The sequence below is a fragment of the Litoribrevibacter albus genome, assembly GCF_030159995.1.
GTDB lineage: Bacteria > Pseudomonadota > Gammaproteobacteria > Pseudomonadales > Litoribrevibacteraceae > Litoribrevibacter > Litoribrevibacter albus.
This window is the reverse complement of the sequence record NZ_BSNM01000003.1, coordinates 110,596-126,637: the sequence shown is the minus strand read 5'-3', so window position 1 is coordinate 126,637 and position 16,042 is coordinate 110,596. Positions and strand designations below refer to the sequence as shown.

The 16,042-nt window shown below is 44.6% G+C and carries 21 protein-coding genes; 3 read left to right on the top strand and 18 right to left on the bottom strand.

What is annotated here, in order from left to right; genetic code table 11:
* Nucleotides 1–282: 282 nt before the first annotated feature.
* Nucleotides 283–1,215: a 1-acylglycerol-3-phosphate O-acyltransferase, YihG family gene (yihG, locus tag QQL66_RS02360; RefSeq protein ID WP_284378320.1), complete on the top strand. Its 933-nt coding sequence runs from the start codon at nt 283–285 to the stop codon at nt 1,213–1,215.
* Between the two features lie 82 nt (nt 1,216–1,297).
* Here yihG and QQL66_RS02355 read toward each other — a convergent pair whose 3' ends face one another.
* The 7 genes from QQL66_RS02355 to QQL66_RS02325 form a co-directional block, all read right to left on the bottom strand.
* Complete coding sequence (locus QQL66_RS02355; RefSeq protein ID WP_284378317.1) at nt 1,298–2,176, bottom strand: alpha/beta fold hydrolase; 879 nt, start codon at nt 2,174–2,176, stop codon at nt 1,298–1,300.
* Between the two features lie 145 nt (nt 2,177–2,321).
* Nucleotides 2,322–2,504 carry a DUF3012 domain-containing protein gene (locus QQL66_RS02350; RefSeq protein ID WP_284378316.1) on the bottom strand — a complete coding sequence of 61 codons (183 nt, stop codon included), beginning with the start codon at nt 2,502–2,504 and terminating at the stop codon, nt 2,322–2,324.
* Between the two features lie 68 nt (nt 2,505–2,572).
* Nucleotides 2,573–3,058 carry a hypothetical protein gene (locus tag QQL66_RS02345; protein WP_284378313.1) on the bottom strand — a complete coding sequence of 162 codons (486 nt, stop codon included), beginning with the start codon at nt 3,056–3,058 and terminating at the stop codon, nt 2,573–2,575.
* 11 nt (nt 3,059–3,069) lie between these two features.
* Entirely contained in the window at nt 3,070–3,717 is a 648-nt protein-coding gene (locus tag QQL66_RS02340; protein WP_284378310.1) for a hypothetical protein, read from the bottom strand.
* A gap of 56 nt (nt 3,718–3,773) precedes the next feature.
* Complete coding sequence (locus QQL66_RS02335) at nt 3,774–4,214, bottom strand: glutaredoxin domain-containing protein (RefSeq protein WP_284378308.1); 441 nt, start codon at nt 4,212–4,214, stop codon at nt 3,774–3,776.
* A gap of 79 nt (nt 4,215–4,293) precedes the next feature.
* Nucleotides 4,294–4,701, bottom strand: coding sequence for a GFA family protein (locus tag QQL66_RS02330; protein WP_284378307.1), 408 nt, complete (start codon nt 4,699–4,701; stop codon nt 4,294–4,296).
* A 124-nt stretch (nt 4,702–4,825) separates the two neighbouring features.
* Nucleotides 4,826–5,407 (bottom strand): MarR family winged helix-turn-helix transcriptional regulator, encoded by a 582-nt coding sequence (locus QQL66_RS02325; protein ID WP_284378304.1) that lies wholly within the window; start codon nt 5,405–5,407, stop codon nt 4,826–4,828.
* A 98-nt stretch (nt 5,408–5,505) separates the two neighbouring features.
* On the opposite strand from QQL66_RS02325, the gene QQL66_RS02320 reads away from it, so the two are divergent.
* A complete protein-coding gene (locus tag QQL66_RS02320; RefSeq protein WP_284378303.1) occupies nt 5,506–6,288 on the top strand; it encodes a hypothetical protein in 783 nt (260 codons plus the stop codon).
* A gap of 3 nt (nt 6,289–6,291) precedes the next feature.
* Here the strand turns inward: QQL66_RS02320 and QQL66_RS02315 are convergent, their stop codons facing one another.
* The 3 genes from QQL66_RS02315 to QQL66_RS02305 all read right to left on the bottom strand — a co-directional run bounded on the left by QQL66_RS02315 (nt 6,292) and on the right by QQL66_RS02305 (nt 8,594).
* Nucleotides 6,292–6,624: a YnfA family protein gene (locus QQL66_RS02315; protein ID WP_284378302.1), complete on the bottom strand. Its 333-nt coding sequence runs from the start codon at nt 6,622–6,624 to the stop codon at nt 6,292–6,294.
* A gap of 59 nt (nt 6,625–6,683) precedes the next feature.
* Nucleotides 6,684–8,069 (bottom strand): class II fumarate hydratase, encoded by a 1,386-nt coding sequence (locus QQL66_RS02310; protein ID WP_284378301.1) that lies wholly within the window; start codon nt 8,067–8,069, stop codon nt 6,684–6,686.
* Nucleotides 8,070–8,168: 99 nt separating this feature from the next.
* Entirely contained in the window at nt 8,169–8,594 is a 426-nt protein-coding gene (locus QQL66_RS02305; RefSeq protein ID WP_284378300.1) for a thiol-disulfide oxidoreductase DCC family protein, read from the bottom strand.
* Between the two features lie 174 nt (nt 8,595–8,768).
* Here QQL66_RS02305 and QQL66_RS02300 point away from each other — a divergent pair, with 174 nt between their 5' ends.
* Nucleotides 8,769–9,326 carry a hypothetical protein gene (locus QQL66_RS02300; protein WP_284378299.1) on the top strand — a complete coding sequence of 186 codons (558 nt, stop codon included), beginning with the start codon at nt 8,769–8,771 and terminating at the stop codon, nt 9,324–9,326.
* Between the two features lie 99 nt (nt 9,327–9,425).
* Here the strand turns inward: QQL66_RS02300 and QQL66_RS02295 are convergent, their stop codons facing one another.
* The 8 genes from QQL66_RS02295 to QQL66_RS02260 all read right to left on the bottom strand — a co-directional run bounded on the left by QQL66_RS02295 (nt 9,426) and on the right by QQL66_RS02260 (nt 16,009).
* Entirely contained in the window at nt 9,426–10,262 is an 837-nt protein-coding gene (locus tag QQL66_RS02295; RefSeq protein ID WP_284378297.1) for a hypothetical protein, read from the bottom strand.
* Nucleotides 10,263–10,419: 157 nt separating this feature from the next.
* A complete protein-coding gene (locus tag QQL66_RS02290; protein WP_284378294.1) occupies nt 10,420–11,616 on the bottom strand; it encodes an FAD-dependent oxidoreductase in 1,197 nt (398 codons plus the stop codon).
* A gap of 36 nt (nt 11,617–11,652) precedes the next feature.
* Nucleotides 11,653–12,498, bottom strand: a complete 846-nt coding sequence (locus QQL66_RS02285; protein ID WP_284378292.1) for a sulfurtransferase — start codon at nt 12,496–12,498, stop codon at nt 11,653–11,655.
* 119 nt (nt 12,499–12,617) lie between these two features.
* Nucleotides 12,618–13,553, bottom strand: coding sequence for a DMT family transporter (locus QQL66_RS02280; protein WP_284378291.1), 936 nt, complete (start codon nt 13,551–13,553; stop codon nt 12,618–12,620).
* Between the two features lie 103 nt (nt 13,554–13,656).
* Entirely contained in the window at nt 13,657–14,364 is a 708-nt protein-coding gene (locus QQL66_RS02275) for a helix-turn-helix domain-containing protein (protein ID WP_284378289.1), read from the bottom strand.
* Between the two features lie 7 nt (nt 14,365–14,371).
* Nucleotides 14,372–14,704 (bottom strand): hypothetical protein, encoded by a 333-nt coding sequence (locus QQL66_RS02270; RefSeq protein ID WP_284378286.1) that lies wholly within the window; start codon nt 14,702–14,704, stop codon nt 14,372–14,374.
* Between the two features lie 38 nt (nt 14,705–14,742).
* Nucleotides 14,743–15,024, bottom strand: a complete 282-nt coding sequence (locus tag QQL66_RS02265) for a hypothetical protein (protein WP_284378283.1) — start codon at nt 15,022–15,024, stop codon at nt 14,743–14,745.
* An 85-nt stretch (nt 15,025–15,109) separates the two neighbouring features.
* On the bottom strand, nt 15,110–16,009 hold the full coding sequence (locus QQL66_RS02260) for a LysR family transcriptional regulator (RefSeq protein WP_284378281.1): 900 nt from the start codon (nt 16,007–16,009) through the stop codon (nt 15,110–15,112).
* Nucleotides 16,010–16,042: the final 33 nt, after the last annotated feature.

The following is a 16,042-nucleotide window of genomic DNA, read 5'->3' as shown; positions in this document are numbered from 1 at the left end:
TCATATTCCATACTCTATAGTTAAGATTTTAATCCTGACTAAGAATCAGGATTTTAATACCAGAGTACTAGGGCTTTCGGCCGGTTTTTACATACGAACGCCCCAAATGGCTTGAGACAACTCTCATAGTGAAAAGTTATCTACCTTATAGCGATCAGATAATTTACTTTTTTGTATAGGCTGTGAGAACATGCCGCAAAATCATAAAGACTGTCCGGTAAAAACATATGGACAGCCCAGTAAAAACACAAAAACTATCCAGTAAAAACATAAGAGTGCCAAATGAATAGATTGATTGATCAAATCGTAGGGATCGTCAGTGCCCTAGCATTACTGGCTCACACAGTATTTCTCGGTGTGTTCTTATTCAGCTGTATTATATTGCGTTTTTTCATGCCGACCGCAGGATTAAAGCGTTGGGTTAACACCTCCATTGTTATGATCGCAGCAACTTGGATCGAAGGCATCCTTTGGTGGATTAACTGGGTATACCAACCCAAATGGCACATAGAAGGTACAAAGAATCTAAAACATGATGAGTGGTATCTGATCACCGCAAACCATCAGAGTTGGGTCGACATTTTTGTGCTCTACCACATGTATCTGAACAAAGTGCCGTTACTTAAATTCTTCATCAAAAAGGAATTGGGCTACTTACCGATTGTTGGTCAAGCCTGGTGGGCGCTGGACTTTCCTTTCATGCGTCGATATTCAAAAGCCTATCTGGAAAAATACCCAGAAAAGGCCGGTGAAGACATCAAAGAAACGCAGAAAGCCTGCGAAAAGTTTTCTTATGTGCCAACCAGCGTGATGAACTTCATGGAAGGTACACGCTACACGCCAGCCAAACACAAAACACAGGGATCACCCTACAAGCATTTGCTAAAACCTAAAGCCGGAGGCATTGCCTTCACCATCCAGGCACTGGGTGACAAATTTAGCTCCCTGAGCAATGTCACCATCGTTTACCCCAATCACACCCCTACTTTCTGGGACATGATGTGTGGTCGAGTCGATGACATTTTAGTTCGTGTCGAAGACATCCCGATTCCCAAGCACTTCAGCCAAGGCGACTATCAAGCGGATGCTGAGCTAAAACTTGAAGTTCAACAGTGGGTAACACGATTGTGGCAAGACAAAGATCGTCAAATTGATCAAATGCTGCTAGAACACGAAGAAAGGAAATCACTTAAACGCCACGATCTGGCGGGGTGATTTAATCCTTCTGGACGCATAACAAAAACGGGGTAATTCAGTATTACCCCGTTTTCTTATCTGCTTCAGGTTTTCATGATTTTCAGAGACTATAAACAAACTCTGTAATCACCGCCGACATTTCTCTCGGATGCGATAAAGGTGCCCAGTGTCCAGCATCTATATGCGTTCTGTATAACTGAGGCACCCATTCTTCAATGCCATCAAAGACACGTTCCGGCACAAAGCGGTCATTAGTCATCAACATCAGATTAACCGGTAGTTCTACCCTTCTCGGGTTTGGATTCATCAACTTAGGCAAGACATTCGCCCGGTATAAGTTCAACCCATTAACACCATCCTCGGTTTGAGTGTTTGATGGCGAAGACTGTATACCCTCCAGCCAGCCTAGAATTCGTGACCAATTTCGACCAACCAGAACCTGCCAATAGGCTTCGGGCAATAATGGGAGCTGGAATATCAGCATGTAAGAAGAACCCAGAACCTGCGATCCTAAGGTCAGAAGATTATTCAGTGTTGGAGTTTGTAGATGACGTCGGAACCACATTGCCGCGTGATCCAGTGCTGGTGTTCCTGTGCTAAAGGACGCAATGCGTCCATACAAACGCTCAGACATGACAGCTTCCCAGCTCTGCAGACTCCCCCAATCATGCCCGACGAGATGAATTGGCTGATCAGGGCTGATTGCATCTACAACGGCTGCAAGGTCCTGAACCAGATACTCCAATTGATAACCATTGGTGTTCTTTGGGGCGGTAGACTGACCGGCACCCCGAACATCATACGCCACCACAAAGAAGTGTTCCGATAACTGCTCGGCCACCTGAGTCCAGACCTCTGCACTGTCTGGGTAACCGTGTACCAGAACAACCACTGGTTTGTTCTGATCCTCACTTCTGGAACCCCAAGTGTAGACGGCTAACACCACATCATCGGATCGGACAAATTGTGAAGGCGTCATAGCCACATCCTTACTTCTTCTACGAAAGAAGTACGATACTACTGGATGTCAGGCTTTGAACGCATTGGTAGAAGGTGACAGTTTTTTAACCAATTCGTATTAAGAAAGAAGATCCGTTGTGATCTTGAAGAGTGATTGTAGACGCTTATTTCTCTTCATCCGATCTGAAAATACAGTGCTTGGCATAGTCTGTCGCTTCGTTCATAGACCAATCCCCTTTTGGCGTTTCATCCATTAGCTCACACCAGGCCTTACTCCCGACCTCAGGAGAACAGCCATTCATTAATACTGTAGAAGCGAACAAACCGAACAAAAGAATCTTTTTCATGGGCTACCTAGCTAAAAATACAAATATAAATACATCGAAATGTTATGGAGAGGATATTTTATCGCTGATCAAAATAAAGTATCCAGAGTGCTCTTACTGATTGCCAAATACATTATGCCGAGTACAGCGAGGGGAATAATGGCCAATGCGACTTTGGTAAACAACCCGTGGTAGATTTCTAATCCCTTACGTTCCCAGGAAGTTACTGTCTGACCTCCATAGAGTTTTTTGGAAGCCCTGGCAGCAATCCAGTTCCCTAAACAGACATCTATGATTTCAAGAGGAATCACCAACAGGAAGACAATTAATAACTTCTGATCTAACCACTGAGCGCCCATCAAACCGTATTTCAGAGCCAGAGTAAAACCCGTTATCAATAGAACCGCAAAGGCTATATGTTCCAGAATGATCGTCCAGTAAAAGACTCGACTCACTTTGGCGGCCACGGGATCAGTATATGTCGATAGAGGCGCCACAAACTTTAACACCAGCCAAGCGCCAAAGGGCGGACCTAACCAAAAAACCAAGGCGCCCAAGTGTACTAACTTAAGCAAGGAATACTCTATCACCTGCGAAGAACCTTATAAGCAAACACTAACATCCACAAAGTACTAAGGACCATGCTGGTTGCAGTGAAGAACTCAGCACCTTTCATAGACCCCAAGGCCACAGCAATAGAGAGCAAGATGCCTAATGTCCAGGATAGAACACCCCAAGCAGCTACCCATGAAACAACAACGCGTTGTCGAATCGCTACCAGCGTTAGTATCATGCCTCCGATATTATACAAACCATTTCCGAGATAACCGGTCAGATGAGTCGCCAAAACTTCCAGCATCTGAATTAGGCTTTGATCTAGACCTTGGGTAATTAATTTGGGCATGACAAAGGCATAGATCACCTCTGCGATTAAATCAGGCGCAATGCCCATAGCAACGATAGCTAGACCTAGGACTCTTAAAAATGATGGTTTCAGTTCATCAGCGAGAATAGTACAAAAGACAAAAAGCCCCAGCGCCGATGCCATCCAGACACACCAAGAAACAGACCAGAGAAACTGATTATCCGCGATGAAGACTATTCGTTCAGCGAGAGTAGTATCGAGAGGCAAACCGCCTCTCATTGGACCATTCATTAAAAAACAGGCCAACGTGATTACAGCAACGATGATATGTACGAAGTAAAACTTAAGGACATCCTGACTTCTATTCATTTGAGATCCTTCTCTTGAGACAGAAAGTTATGACGATCGACTAAGATCCCGTCAACCTACAACGACTTCATCATCCGATCGAAACGAGCCTGATCAAAGCCACTCATTTTCTGTTTACCTACCAGAATCAGCGGCACACCCCGACCACCTAACGCATCGAACCGTTGTTTCGCACCAAGGTCTTCTTCAATATCGTATTCCACAAAACTGATTTGTTGCTTCTGAAAATAGCGCTTGGCCTTTTTACAGTAACCACACCAACTGGTGGAATACATCACCACCTTCTTTGCGGTAGGCCCTGCATCCTGAAAAAACAGATCATTCGTTTCGACAGTGACATTCTTGTAAGAGTTAACACGCACAGAGACTTTCTCTGCTTTGACGTTTTGCTTAGGCGAATCACCAAAGTGAACCCGCCCTTTTTCATCCACCCATTTATAGATTTCAGCGGAAACGAATGAAGAAAGAAAAACCAACAAAAATAACGAATATCTCATCTGTCCTTTTATCCAATGCTGGATGTATTTTGATTTTTTGGGAGCCTAACATGAAAAACCAAATAGGACACACAACGACTTAGTCTCCACGACCTTCACTGTATTGAGGAATATTATCCGAAATGCCATACCAACAAGCTTTGTATTTGGTATAGATATGCGCATCGATTTCAACAGGTATGTCTTCATCAAAGGTGGCGATGGCGATCTCTATGTGATCGAGTGGCTCGCCTTTACCTCTAAATCCAATGCTTGAACCACACTCTTTGCAAAAGGTACGAATAGTCCCATTCGGAGCCACGTAATCGTGCAGAAATGTCAGCCCTGATAACCATTTGATGTAAGAAACACTGACCAAGGTACCAAAGGCCGCACCATGAAATTTACGACACATTGAGCAATGGCAATGTGCGGCTTGTTTGCTAAAACCTCGTGCGTCAAACACCACATGACCACACAAGCAACTGCCTCGATACACCTTTGTCATACGCTACGTCCTTGCTTTGGATGAACTCTATAAAGAACCAATATAGGATTAAGCTGCAGGGATAACAATCTGATGGTATGTGTTAATTCTTCAAACACAACCTATCAAGAATACTTAATACCCATCAGCTATGCTCGATACAAATCAGTTGTGTGTCCTGATGAGATAAAAGCTCTTGCGTTAAACCACAAAAATGGCTGCCATCGGGGTTATGTCTCAGATGAGTACAGGTCGCACACTGACCAAAGGTTTTGCGTTGATTTTGCTGCTGAATCAGGGACAGAAGGGTTTTAAGTTGCTCTTCCAAAAGCTCAAGATCTAGGCCAGCGTCTTTAAATTCAGCATAAGACTCAGAGTCATCCGTTAGATGTTTAAGGACGGTTGCGGGGAATAAATCAGCCACCATCGCTCGACCTTTCGAGGTGATCACTAAATGAGTGATTCGCTTGTCCCCCAGGTCCGCCCGTTTTTCAACAAAGCCTTTGGCTTCCAGCACTTTAATGGATTGGGAAACAGTGCCTTTGGTTAAGCCAAGATATTCAGTCACGCCTTTGGGTGTATCCGAGAATCGATTACACACCGACAAATAATACAAAGCATCAAACTGCACTGGCTGCAGACCGTGCTCCATTAAGCCCAGCCTGGATTCATTTCTGATGAGGTTGCCAATTCGCTCTAGCAACTGATGAAGATTCTCTATAGTCATACACGCATAGTATCGACTCAATACTTTATTGACAAGCACAATAAAATGGGATTACCCTGAATTAAGTATCGAGTCGATACCATATTAAGGAGACCATTATGAACACTTCAAAGTTTTCTACTTCAAAATGTACTAATGAAAAAATTACCACAGTAAAGAAAGCGCTTGTAACCTCAGTAATGTTAGGAGTGGTTGGCACCGCCTCAGCTCATTCCGGCGGAATACAAGCAGAAAAGAACAATGCCAAGAACGCCTCGTTCGACATCGTTCATACTAAAATTTCAACCAAAGGCAATGAAGCGACCTTCCACATTGCAGTATCTGACAAAGCAGGCAGCGTGAAACCAACCCCAACAGGAAAGCTGGCGGGAAGTGATGTATTTTCCTACGTATGGCCAACCTCACTAGACAGTTATTCCGTAGGTTTTGAACACGACGCAGGTATTTTGGCGTTAGCGGTGACCAGCCACCCAGACTTTGACGATACCCCGCTTTACGATGAAAACGGCGACGGTATTAATGGCAATGATGGGAATGTCTGGCATAGCCATTGGGTGGTATTACAACCCAATGAAGCATGTGGACAAGGTGCTTTAGGCGTCGTTGATATTCCAGAAGACGTACAACCTAGGCTTCCAAATACCTGGCCTGGCTTACCAATCCTGATTGATAGCCCGGATCTAAGCCCGGAATTCAACGATGATACCGTCGAAGTGAAAGTAAACTTCGATAAGATTCAGGACGTAAAGCTTGCCAACTTTGATGGCGTGACCTCAGGATTGAGGGTGAATCAAAGTGCTCATTCCCCTCTTCTGTGTGTGGTGGATGTGTTTGATGTGGCCTCGGGGGATTTATCACTGCCAGGCAAAGTAAATCAATAACGGTTAACTCCCGCGTGGTGCGAACATAATGATCGCCATTCCCAGTAGCGCCACACTAGAGCCAATCAAATCCCATGTGGTGGGCCTGATTCCATCAACCCACCACAGCCACAGCACGGCGACAAAAATATACACTCCACCATACGCCGCATAAACTCTGCCCGAAGCCGTAGGATGAAGCGATAACAACCAAGCAAACAACATTAGGCTGAGCATTCCGGGAACGAGCAACCACGCAGACTTCCCTTCCCGCAACCAGAGGTACGGCAAATAACATCCAAGAATTTCGGCCACCGCCGTAATCAGAAACAAACTCAGCGTTTTCAGTTCAAACAAAAGAGTACCTTAATCCCAGTGAAATGATCGTTGAAAATAGAGAGTGAAGCAGTGAGCCATCACTGATGTTGAACACCACCTTTCGTTAGTTTGACAGGGTCAAGCAACGCCTTCAGTTCTTTCTTCGACAGATCGGTATGTTCCGCCGCCACATCAATAATTGGGCGACCTTCTTTATAAGCTAACTTCGCAATTTCAGCGGCTTTTTGATATCCAATAATCGGGTTCAACGCCGTCACCAGAATCGGATTCCTCGACAAGGCTTCCTTCAGCTTCTCTTCCTTCACCACAAAAGTTGCAATGGCTTTGTCCGCCAATAGGCGGCTGATATTACTGAGAAGTTCAATGCTTTCCAACAAGCAACTGGCAATCAATGGCAACATCACGTTCAACTCAAAATTACCAGACTGACCAGCAATCGTGACAGTCGTGTCATTGCCCATCACTTTTGCGGCCACCATGGCTGCAGCTTCCGGAATGACCGGATTTACCTTACCCGGCATAATCGACGACCCCGGTTGCAAGGCTTCCAGCTCAATCTCACCCAAACCCGACAAGGGCCCTGAATTCATCCAACGCAGATCATTCGACATCTTCATAATGATCACCGCTGTCGTCTTTAACTGCCCAGACAAGGACACCGCAGTATCTTGGCAACTGATATGGGTGAAGAAATTCTTTGCGGGTGTAAAAGGAATGCCTGTTTTCTCAGACAAGGCATGATTGAACGCCGCCGCAAACTCAGGGTCCGCATTAATCCCGGTACCTACCGCTGTTCCACCCTGTGCCAAACTTTGGAGATCAGGTTGAATCTTTTGTAGCTGCTGAATGTTCAGCTCCAACTGATCCGCCCATGCCATTAAACTTTGGCTCAAACGAACCGGCATGGCATCCATCAAGTGGGTTCGGCCAGTCTTTACAAACTGATCCACTTCCTTCGCTTTTTTGCGAATACCTGTTTCCAGATACCCTAACGCGGGCAACAATTTTTTCTCCAGCTGAATCGCCGCGCTGATATGAATAGAGGATGGGATAATGTCATTACTGCTCTGACCATAATTAATATGATCATTCGCACCAACAGGTTTCCCATAACGTTCTGAAGCTAGAGTTGCCAATACTTCATTGGCGTTCATATTGGAGCTGGTGCCGGAGCCTGTTTGGAAGACATCCACCGGAAAGTGCTGCATGAAGTTTCCGGCCAGCAAATCGTCTACTGATTTACATATGGCTTTCGCCATCTTCTTTGGTATCAGCCCTAACTGGCCATTGGCTTTCGCTGCGGCATATTTCGCGAGTAATAAGGCACGGATAAACGCCTCAGGCATGGGTTGACCACTCACAGGAAAGTTATTCACAGCCCGCTGGGTTTGGGCTGCATAAAGCGCCTTTTTCGGCACTTCCAACTCGCCCATACTGTCTTTTTCAATTCGGAATTTAGGCATCACAAAAGCCTCATACATTAAGGAATGATTTGTAAAAGTGATGCTTTGAGACTAGCAGTTTTATGGAAGCTGAAATGCTATCTGCGATTAATCGGATGATTAATCGTCAGTAAGAAATCTCGACTCATGATCCTTGGTTGGAAGAAGGCAGGTATCGTACTTTCCAAACAGTGAATAACGATTCAAGGCAATTCGATCATACAGCCAATTTCGAATAAACGGCGGGATAATTCGGAAAACGCTGAGTAAAGGCCAAGGCATTGGCAGCTGAGCCACAACTTTGAAAAACGCGTCGGACTGCGTGTATATTTTATCGCCTTCGAGATAAATCATGGTCTCAAAGTGATCGAGAGGCAGGCCGTGCCAATCTAAAATTTTCTGACCCGCTTGTGACTGAACAGTAGTGAGTTTGATGACTCGCTTTTTATCGTACTTGATCAAAAACCGAGCCCAACCAGAACACAGCTTACACACGCCATCAAATAAAACGATTCGATCGTTCTCTTTCACATTAGGTGCTGGCATAAGATAGACCTCAGAACATAGAAAGTATGTATATATAGCTGCCCATTATAAGCACGACTACTATTAAAGCAGCAATGCGTCCCAATTTCGTAATCCATTCTCTTGGTCATTCACACCATTTATGGGAAACTCACGAATCAACAAAAAAGCACTTACAGAACACAAGGAATAGTCATGATCAGAGCTCTAACCTTGCTATGCATACTAGGTATGTCTAACGCCACTTATGCAGATGCCAAAGAAATGATCAGTGAAGCCACTAAAAACGCAATTTCATTTGGTAAAGACATGTTGAAAGGACTCAACGACGGTGTAGATGAAGGTCGCAAAGATGCCGAAGGGGTCGACGGAGCCGTCACCGTAACCAATGTAGAAGAGCTTGAACAGTACGTTAAAGTTGAAGTCATTGAAGTGTTTGGCGAAGAATCAAACACTCATGTCACTCTTGGTTTTAAAAACCAGGAAACAAAACCGGTTCGCATAGCAAACATGGACGATCACCGCATCGTTTTGTTGATCGACAGTGAAGGCTATTCACAAGAACAGTCGGATCGTAGCCGTCGCCAATCCGAATTTACTATTCCTGCCAATACAGGTAAGAAACACACCTTCATGTTTAATATCGGTGTAGATAAGGCAGACAAAATCCGCCTTTGGAGCAAAGACTATGACCTTAAAGGTCATTTCAGAGAGGTGCCTCAGGAAGAAGGTCTAATACAGGTGGACGCTTAAGACTTACCATGAATTCCCCCTTGACTTAGATAGGGGGAATAAACATAGCCTCTGAGTACATTACCTAGAGGCAGAACAGAGTCGCTTCGACCAATTTCCCTACCCGTGTTTCTCTAACAAAGATTCGATATCATCTTTAGGCAGAGAGAACCCTTTGGCTTCCAGCGTTTTCAGATGTTCAATAGCCAGTTCTTTAAGACCGAAATCGTTAATAAGTTCCTGCCAATCGAAGCTATTCAATCGCTCCTGGCTCAATCCATTTTCAAGAATCAAATTAAAGAATTCTGGATAACTCACCAGCGCCAGTTCAGCCAGGGTTTCTAGGTCTGCGCCATCTAATTCGCCATTAACATCTAGACCTGCGTCAACTAAACGGTTAAAGGCTTTGACCCATTCGCTGGTGTCAGCATCGTCTGAAGATAGATCATCCAGTCGATCTAAAACACCATGCGCGGTTTTCACCAAACATTCTTGAGAAAAGTTTTTACCGACATCCAACGCATAATTGAAGATATCCAGCTCAAACTTTTCACCGGACTCACAAGAAATAGACAAGAACTGTTCATAGTCGATTTCAATACCAATGGCATCTAACCGTTTCAGTGTTGGAAGAAAGGTATTGTGGCATAGGTACAGAATATCCAAGTCGTTGTCGATCTTGGCGGTGCTGTCGGGTCCGTAGCGCTCTAGGATATCAAGCAGCGGATGGTTAGATTGGTCATCATAAAAGGAGGTAAATGCTTCTTTCAGCAGAGAGAGCAGAGCTGAATCCGTAATGTATTCATGCTTTCGAAGAAACTCTACTCGTTGGTAATCTTTACTATCGTGAAGCTCATACAGACAAGAATACAGTACGTTGTGACTGACTTCTGAAATGGCCGCCTTATTTTCATCATCAATCCATTGAATAATGTCTTTGCTTTTAACGTAATCCATAAAAACTCTCTTGGTAGCTGGAGTTTGAAGCTCTGTAGGCTTGGGTTCGCCTACGAATGAAGTCGTGCCTGTAAGCACCGCTCCGACATCCTATCGGCACAGACCTATACTTTCAAGAATGGATTATTAATTACTTTATCAACAGGCTATATTTGAGTTAATTCACGGTAAGAGGTAATCCTTGCCCCCAAAGTTGGGCCATCCCTCGCGCAGCAGCTGTGAAATCCGATTGTTTACTGCTTTCGTTTCTTGCGTGGCAGAACTGAGGGTCTGGGTTGAACAGTGACGAGGCTAAGCCACGTGCAGCCATAATGATGCTTGTGGTTTTCTGGAATCTAGAGGCCGTAAACTGCTCAAAGGCACTTGATATGTCGTGCTGATGATCACGTAAACACTGAGCTAAATAGATAGCATCTTCCAATGCCTGACAGGCGCCTTGGCCGGATGTCGGTAAGGGGGCATGCGCTGCATCCCCAATCATGATGACGTTATTTTTGTGCCACTTTTCAGCGGGATCATGATCGTGAACATAGACTTTATTAATACGGGAGACTGGTGTTCCCTCGATCACTTTTCTTACCGGTTCAGGCCATTCAGAAAAGATTGAAGTTAACTCGTCTTTGTAATGCTCTGGATTACGTGTACCGATATCTTTACTTGCAATTCCGCCTGCCCAATAGGCCTTATTAGGCCCAACAGGCACAATACCAAACCGCTCGCCGACGCCCCAATAGTCAAGGATTGATGAATCAAATAGCGGAGTATCTAGTTCAGAACTATTGGATTCATAAACCCCAATCCAATTGATAAAACCTTGGTAAACAGGTTGATTATCGCCTAACACATAAGTACGGGTTTGCGAGGCCATCCGCCCCTCTGCACCGATAATTACATCAGCAGAAACGCTCTCTTTAACTCCAGTTGGATCAACCAAGCACACCGTTGCCTTATCTACTCCTGAGTTGCAAATATCCACTACGGACTTCCCGTATTCGATCTCAACACCCAGCGATTCCAGCTTACTAATCAGAACTTCTTGTAGGTCTCGTCGAAGAATAGAGAAACTTTCATAGCCCATTTGGGAGTTAATCAGCTCAAGATTCATAGCGCCCAGAGGCTCACCCGTAGAAGAAACGCGTCGCATCGCCTTTGGTCTGCCGGATACCTCTTCAATCTGGTTTAAAACACCCAGTTGTTCAAGCACATAGGCCGCATTGGGCCAGATAACAACTCCCGCACCAATGGTTGAAGCCACCTTATGTCGTTCAAACACGCGCACGTTAAATCCATTTTGTTTCAACGCAATGGCCGTGCTAACACCTGCAACACCGCCACCTAGAATAATTACATCCATGTTTAATCCTTTTATGAGAGATTTCTCTCTGTCTTTTTAAAGCTCAATAGGCAATGACGCATCCGCGCCCCATTCTGCCCAAGATCCATCATACAAGCTGACGTTTTGATAACCCGCAACAATGGCTGCAACCAGCATTATGCAAGCCGTCATCCCCGACCCACATGAGAAGATAAAAGACGCATTCTGAGAGAAGTTTTGAGCGTCAAACAACGCCTTTAACTCATCCACCGATTTAAAGGTCAGACCATCCGACGTTAAAACATTCATGAAGGGTAGATTACAGGATTTAGGAATATGACCGCTCCGCACGCCCGGTCTTGGCTCAGGTGCCTTCCCGTAAAAGCGAGCCTCAGCACGAACATCAATTACCGTTGATTCTTCACTGTCTATATTAGAAAGCACATCCTTCGACGATTTAACCGCTACAGGGTTTCGCTCATAGGTTGAGTCACCAGATTGGCTGTTCGGCTCAAGATGATTTGCAGCCGTCGCTCGGCCTTCTGCTTGCCACTTCGGCAAACCACCATCAAGAATAAATACCCTTTCAAACCCATACGACTTAAAGATCCACCAGGCACGTGGCGCAGAATAAATGCCCTGGTCATCGTACAATACGATCATACTCTTTGGCGTAAGACCTAACTTTTGAGCAACTTGCTGAATCTGTTTCACCTTGGGAAACACATGAATGCCAGCCGTTTCTGTATCCGATAACTCATGATCAATACTGACTTTGTAACTGCCTGGAATGATGATCAGTTCTTCGTAAACAATCGGCTCCTTACCCACCACATTATCGACGCTGACATCCAATAGAAACAGGTCGGGTTGATCCACATGATTGGCTAACCATTCGGTAGTCACTAACGGGCTTTCCATTATCGGCATCCTTATCTTTAAATTCTTTAACCACAGACACTGAGGCATGCACTAAAACATACTCTAAAACATGCATTCGTCATGTACTTTACAAACAATATCTCTCTATAGCTTATAGGCTAACCAGCGGCTTGCATTTTAATCTGACGAGCTGGTTTAGGCATTTGCATGAATAAGCACAAGACTATCAAACCCATACCAAACCAACCAATGGAATTAATACGCTCCCCCACAACAACCACTGCCATTAACGTCGCAATGGCGGGTTCTAACAGCGTAATTAACGTCGCCTGACTGGCCGAGATAAATTTAAGCCCATAGCCAAATAACACATACCCTAAGAACATGGGTACCACCGCCATGTACACCGCCACCCCCAAATTGGTCGATGTCGAAAACAAGTTTTCACCAGTGATCAATAACGACGGCAGTAACACAGCAGCCGCCAATCCAAACATACTGGCCATTGCAGATTTAGAATGAACACCCTGCTCGATCATCCCCTTAGCCGCCCATGAGTAAAGGGCATAACTTAGCCCAGCAACCAACCCCAAGATAACGCCCAAATAATGCAAAGAAACCACCGTCGAGTTTGTTTTAGGTACATCTTTTCCGAGTGTCAGAAAAGTTATCCCCACGGCCCCAATAACAAAACTAACCAGCCATTGTTTTGAAACAGCTTTCTTGCTGATCAGACTCTCCAACAATACAGTAAAGAAAGGTGCACTGGCGATCGAAACTACCGTACCTACAGCAACACCAGACAGACGCATGGAGCTATAAAAAGTCAACGGATAGATCGCTACGCCAAGCCCTCCAATCAACATCAACCGATAAGAAATTCTTAACACAGGCAGATCGTCATGAAGTTCCCGTAAAGCAAATAGAACAAGCAATACCGCACCTCCGCCCATAGCAAAGGCTCCGATAGCCAATGGGCTCACATCTGGCGTAAAGCTGGCCGCTGTCCCCGTTGTTCCCCAAAAGAAACAAGCAATCACAATAGCAAGAATGCCCTGCCACGCATGAGAATTTGAGTAAGAGAGAGACGACATACACTTCCCTTTAGGTATTTAATTATCAGGAAGTCAGTGTACGACGAACGAAATTATAAATTATGCAGAAAGGACGCTTTTATCGTTTAAAAAGGCGTTTTGATTAACGGGAAAATTCTCTGGGTGACAAGCCGAAATGATTCGAGAAGCGTCGGCCAAATGCCGAAAGATCTTCATAACCTACCTGTTCAGCCACCAGCTGTATGGGGTAATCGGTGTGCATCAACAAGGCTTTGGCCTTTTCCATCCGCTCGTTAGTGATGTACTGCAAGACTGTCAAACCTACCTGCTCTCTGAACAGTTTCTTGAACTGGGTCGGACTAAGACAAGCCACCTTAGCCAACTCATCAATCACCAGCTTATCGGCAAGGTGATCCAGCACATATTCCAACACTGCACGTATTCTATGATCTAGCTGTTTGAACATGCCTTGTTCACCCAACAAGATTACAAAGGTATTGAACATCGCATGTTCAAGCTCTGGATTTACTTGATGCTCTAACTGCTTCTCAATGAAATTAAGGTAACTGATCAAAGGCGGCGTAATTGAAAATACCAAACATTCGGACTGAACCAAGTTTTCAGGCAAATCCGATAAATCGGCCACCACAAAACGCGCTTCTTCATTGGCAGTGAAATGATGCATCTCCCCCGCTCGGATCACCACACACTCGCCCGGCGCCACCTTACCGCAGTAGTTTTCAACTTCGATGTTGATCACGCCACGCAAAGGTAACACTAACTGATGATAGTCGTGGGAATGACCTCTGCGTTGGCGACTGTAGGAGCGAATAGAGAGATGGTTGGGCATATTGAGCTTACTTCAGAATAATACCTTTGGCCGTTTTAAAAATAGGACAAGTAACTTGTAACGTTTCCTCTTGCTCATCTTTAACAAACCACAAAGAGCTATCGATGTATGGCATAGTGTCTAATCGCTGTTCCAGCAAACACATTTCCGGTTCTATTTCTTTAATATGAGATACATCTATTAGCGCATCGATCGCAATAGAAAGTGAAATAAACAGAAATAAATCAGGAGCTTGCTCATGTAGCTCAGTATTTATATCAATTGTACAAACCCATCGATGATCAAAACTAACTTCATGTAAGTCACCAATGTAGAGATTTTCATAATGTAAAGTACGCATTAAAAGAACCTAAAAACGCATAGAACAGCAAATGGCCATTACTCCAAAAAGTAACCTTTGCCTATTAACCAAGGTCCAGCATATAAATCAAAAGCCAATCCTTTTTTGATTTTACTAACATGCTCTTGAGGTGATAGGAATGACAAAATTGCATCAACCGACTCCCTAGGTGTGGCCTCTTCAACATCAATCAGAGCAATATAACAGTCCCATAAGATACCTTTTTCATAGCTTATAGTTGGTCTAATACCACTGCGATATTTCACGCAACATCCAGGATCATCTACTTCAAAAAACTCAATTTTGACCAAATAAGTCATGCTATACGAATATCCTGATCGAGTGTGAAGATAATAAAACAGCACCAAGCCTCAAAATTCAAATCATCATGATATTCTTGATCATCTAGCGCTCACTTAAATGCCAGACAGACCACTCCTCCAATAAAAACTGCCAAACCGCTTCAACCGCCTTGGTTCGCTCACCCACACACACCAAATTAATCGGGCTAGTTTCAGGCTGCTTCCAATCCGTTAGCACCGGAACCAGTTGCCCAGCATTCAACTCTTTCACGATAAACTGAGGGTCAATCATCATCACGCCCAAGCCTTCACAGGCCATATCCACCAAGGCACGACAACTATCAGTTTTAATGGCGGGAGTCACCTCGATGGATTCTGTATTACCATCACTCCCCTGAAACGGCCAGTAGATCTCCGAGCGAAAGACCAAGCAGTCATGATCAACCAAATCATAGGGAGAATTAAGATCGCCTCTTTCCGCAAGGTAGCCTTTAGAAGCAAACCAGCCCCAGCTCTTCTTACCAATGTTACGAGCGATCAGGCTGGAATCTGGCAGCTGACCAATACGAATTGCAATATCAACCTTCTCAGCCATCAAATCCACAGTTCTGTCATCAAGATTCAGTTCAAGCTCAATATCAGGATATAAACATCGAAACTTCTTCAGCATAGGCACGAGATACCCCTGCCCCATAAGAATACTGGTGCTGATTTTTACCCGACCCTTTAGAGACGTCTGCATGTCATCAATCAAGCCATCCAAATTTGAAAGCACAGACTGAAGATCCCCCGTTCCCAGAAGCAAGCTTCGGCCAACATCGGTGAGACGAAGATGACGAGTCGAACGTTGTAACAAGGGCTGCCCAACAAACTCTTCAAGCTGACGAATCTTCTTACTGACTGAAGATCGCGGTAACTTCAACTCATTGGCAGCCGCCTGAAAACTGCCACGCTCAGCCACTAAATGAAAGACATGAAGTAGAGGTAGGTTTAAATATGACATGCAAATAATAGCCTTAAACTTTCGCCATTGTTT

Coding starts and splice junctions, on each gene's coding strand:
- QQL66_RS02295 (WP_284378297.1), bottom strand. CDS start 10,262: ATGGATTACGTTAAAAGCAAAGACATTATTCAATGGATTGATGATGAA.
- QQL66_RS02335 (WP_284378308.1), bottom strand. CDS start 4,214: ATGAGATATTCGTTATTTTTGTTGGTTTTTCTTTCTTCATTCGTTTCC.
- QQL66_RS02325 (WP_284378304.1), bottom strand. CDS start 5,407: ATGACTATAGAGAATCTTCATCAGTTGCTAGAGCGAATTGGCAACCTC.
- QQL66_RS02285 (WP_284378292.1), bottom strand. CDS start 12,498: ATGGAAAGCCCGTTAGTGACTACCGAATGGTTAGCCAATCATGTGGAT.
- QQL66_RS02340 (WP_284378310.1), bottom strand. CDS start 3,717: ATGAATAGAAGTCAGGATGTCCTTAAGTTTTACTTCGTACATATCATC.
- QQL66_RS02320 (WP_284378303.1), top strand. CDS start 5,506: ATGAACACTTCAAAGTTTTCTACTTCAAAATGTACTAATGAAAAAATT.
- QQL66_RS02270 (WP_284378286.1), bottom strand. CDS start 14,704: ATGCGTACTTTACATTATGAAAATCTCTACATTGGTGACTTACATGAA.
- QQL66_RS02280 (WP_284378291.1), bottom strand. CDS start 13,553: ATGTCGTCTCTCTCTTACTCAAATTCTCATGCGTGGCAGGGCATTCTT.
- QQL66_RS02300 (WP_284378299.1), top strand. CDS start 8,769: ATGATCAGAGCTCTAACCTTGCTATGCATACTAGGTATGTCTAACGCC.
- QQL66_RS02330 (WP_284378307.1), bottom strand. CDS start 4,701: ATGACAAAGGTGTATCGAGGCAGTTGCTTGTGTGGTCATGTGGTGTTT.
- yihG (WP_284378320.1), top strand. CDS start 283: ATGAATAGATTGATTGATCAAATCGTAGGGATCGTCAGTGCCCTAGCA.
- QQL66_RS02275 (WP_284378289.1), bottom strand. CDS start 14,364: ATGCCCAACCATCTCTCTATTCGCTCCTACAGTCGCCAACGCAGAGGT.
- QQL66_RS02290 (WP_284378294.1), bottom strand. CDS start 11,616: ATGGATGTAATTATTCTAGGTGGCGGTGTTGCAGGTGTTAGCACGGCC.
- QQL66_RS02350 (WP_284378316.1), bottom strand. CDS start 2,504: ATGAAAAAGATTCTTTTGTTCGGTTTGTTCGCTTCTACAGTATTAATG.
- QQL66_RS02355 (WP_284378317.1), bottom strand. CDS start 2,176: ATGACGCCTTCACAATTTGTCCGATCCGATGATGTGGTGTTAGCCGTC.
- QQL66_RS02260 (WP_284378281.1), bottom strand. CDS start 16,009: ATGTCATATTTAAACCTACCTCTACTTCATGTCTTTCATTTAGTGGCT.
- QQL66_RS02310 (WP_284378301.1), bottom strand. CDS start 8,069: ATGCCTAAATTCCGAATTGAAAAAGACAGTATGGGCGAGTTGGAAGTG.
- QQL66_RS02265 (WP_284378283.1), bottom strand. CDS start 15,024: ATGACTTATTTGGTCAAAATTGAGTTTTTTGAAGTAGATGATCCTGGA.
- QQL66_RS02305 (WP_284378300.1), bottom strand. CDS start 8,594: ATGCCAGCACCTAATGTGAAAGAGAACGATCGAATCGTTTTATTTGAT.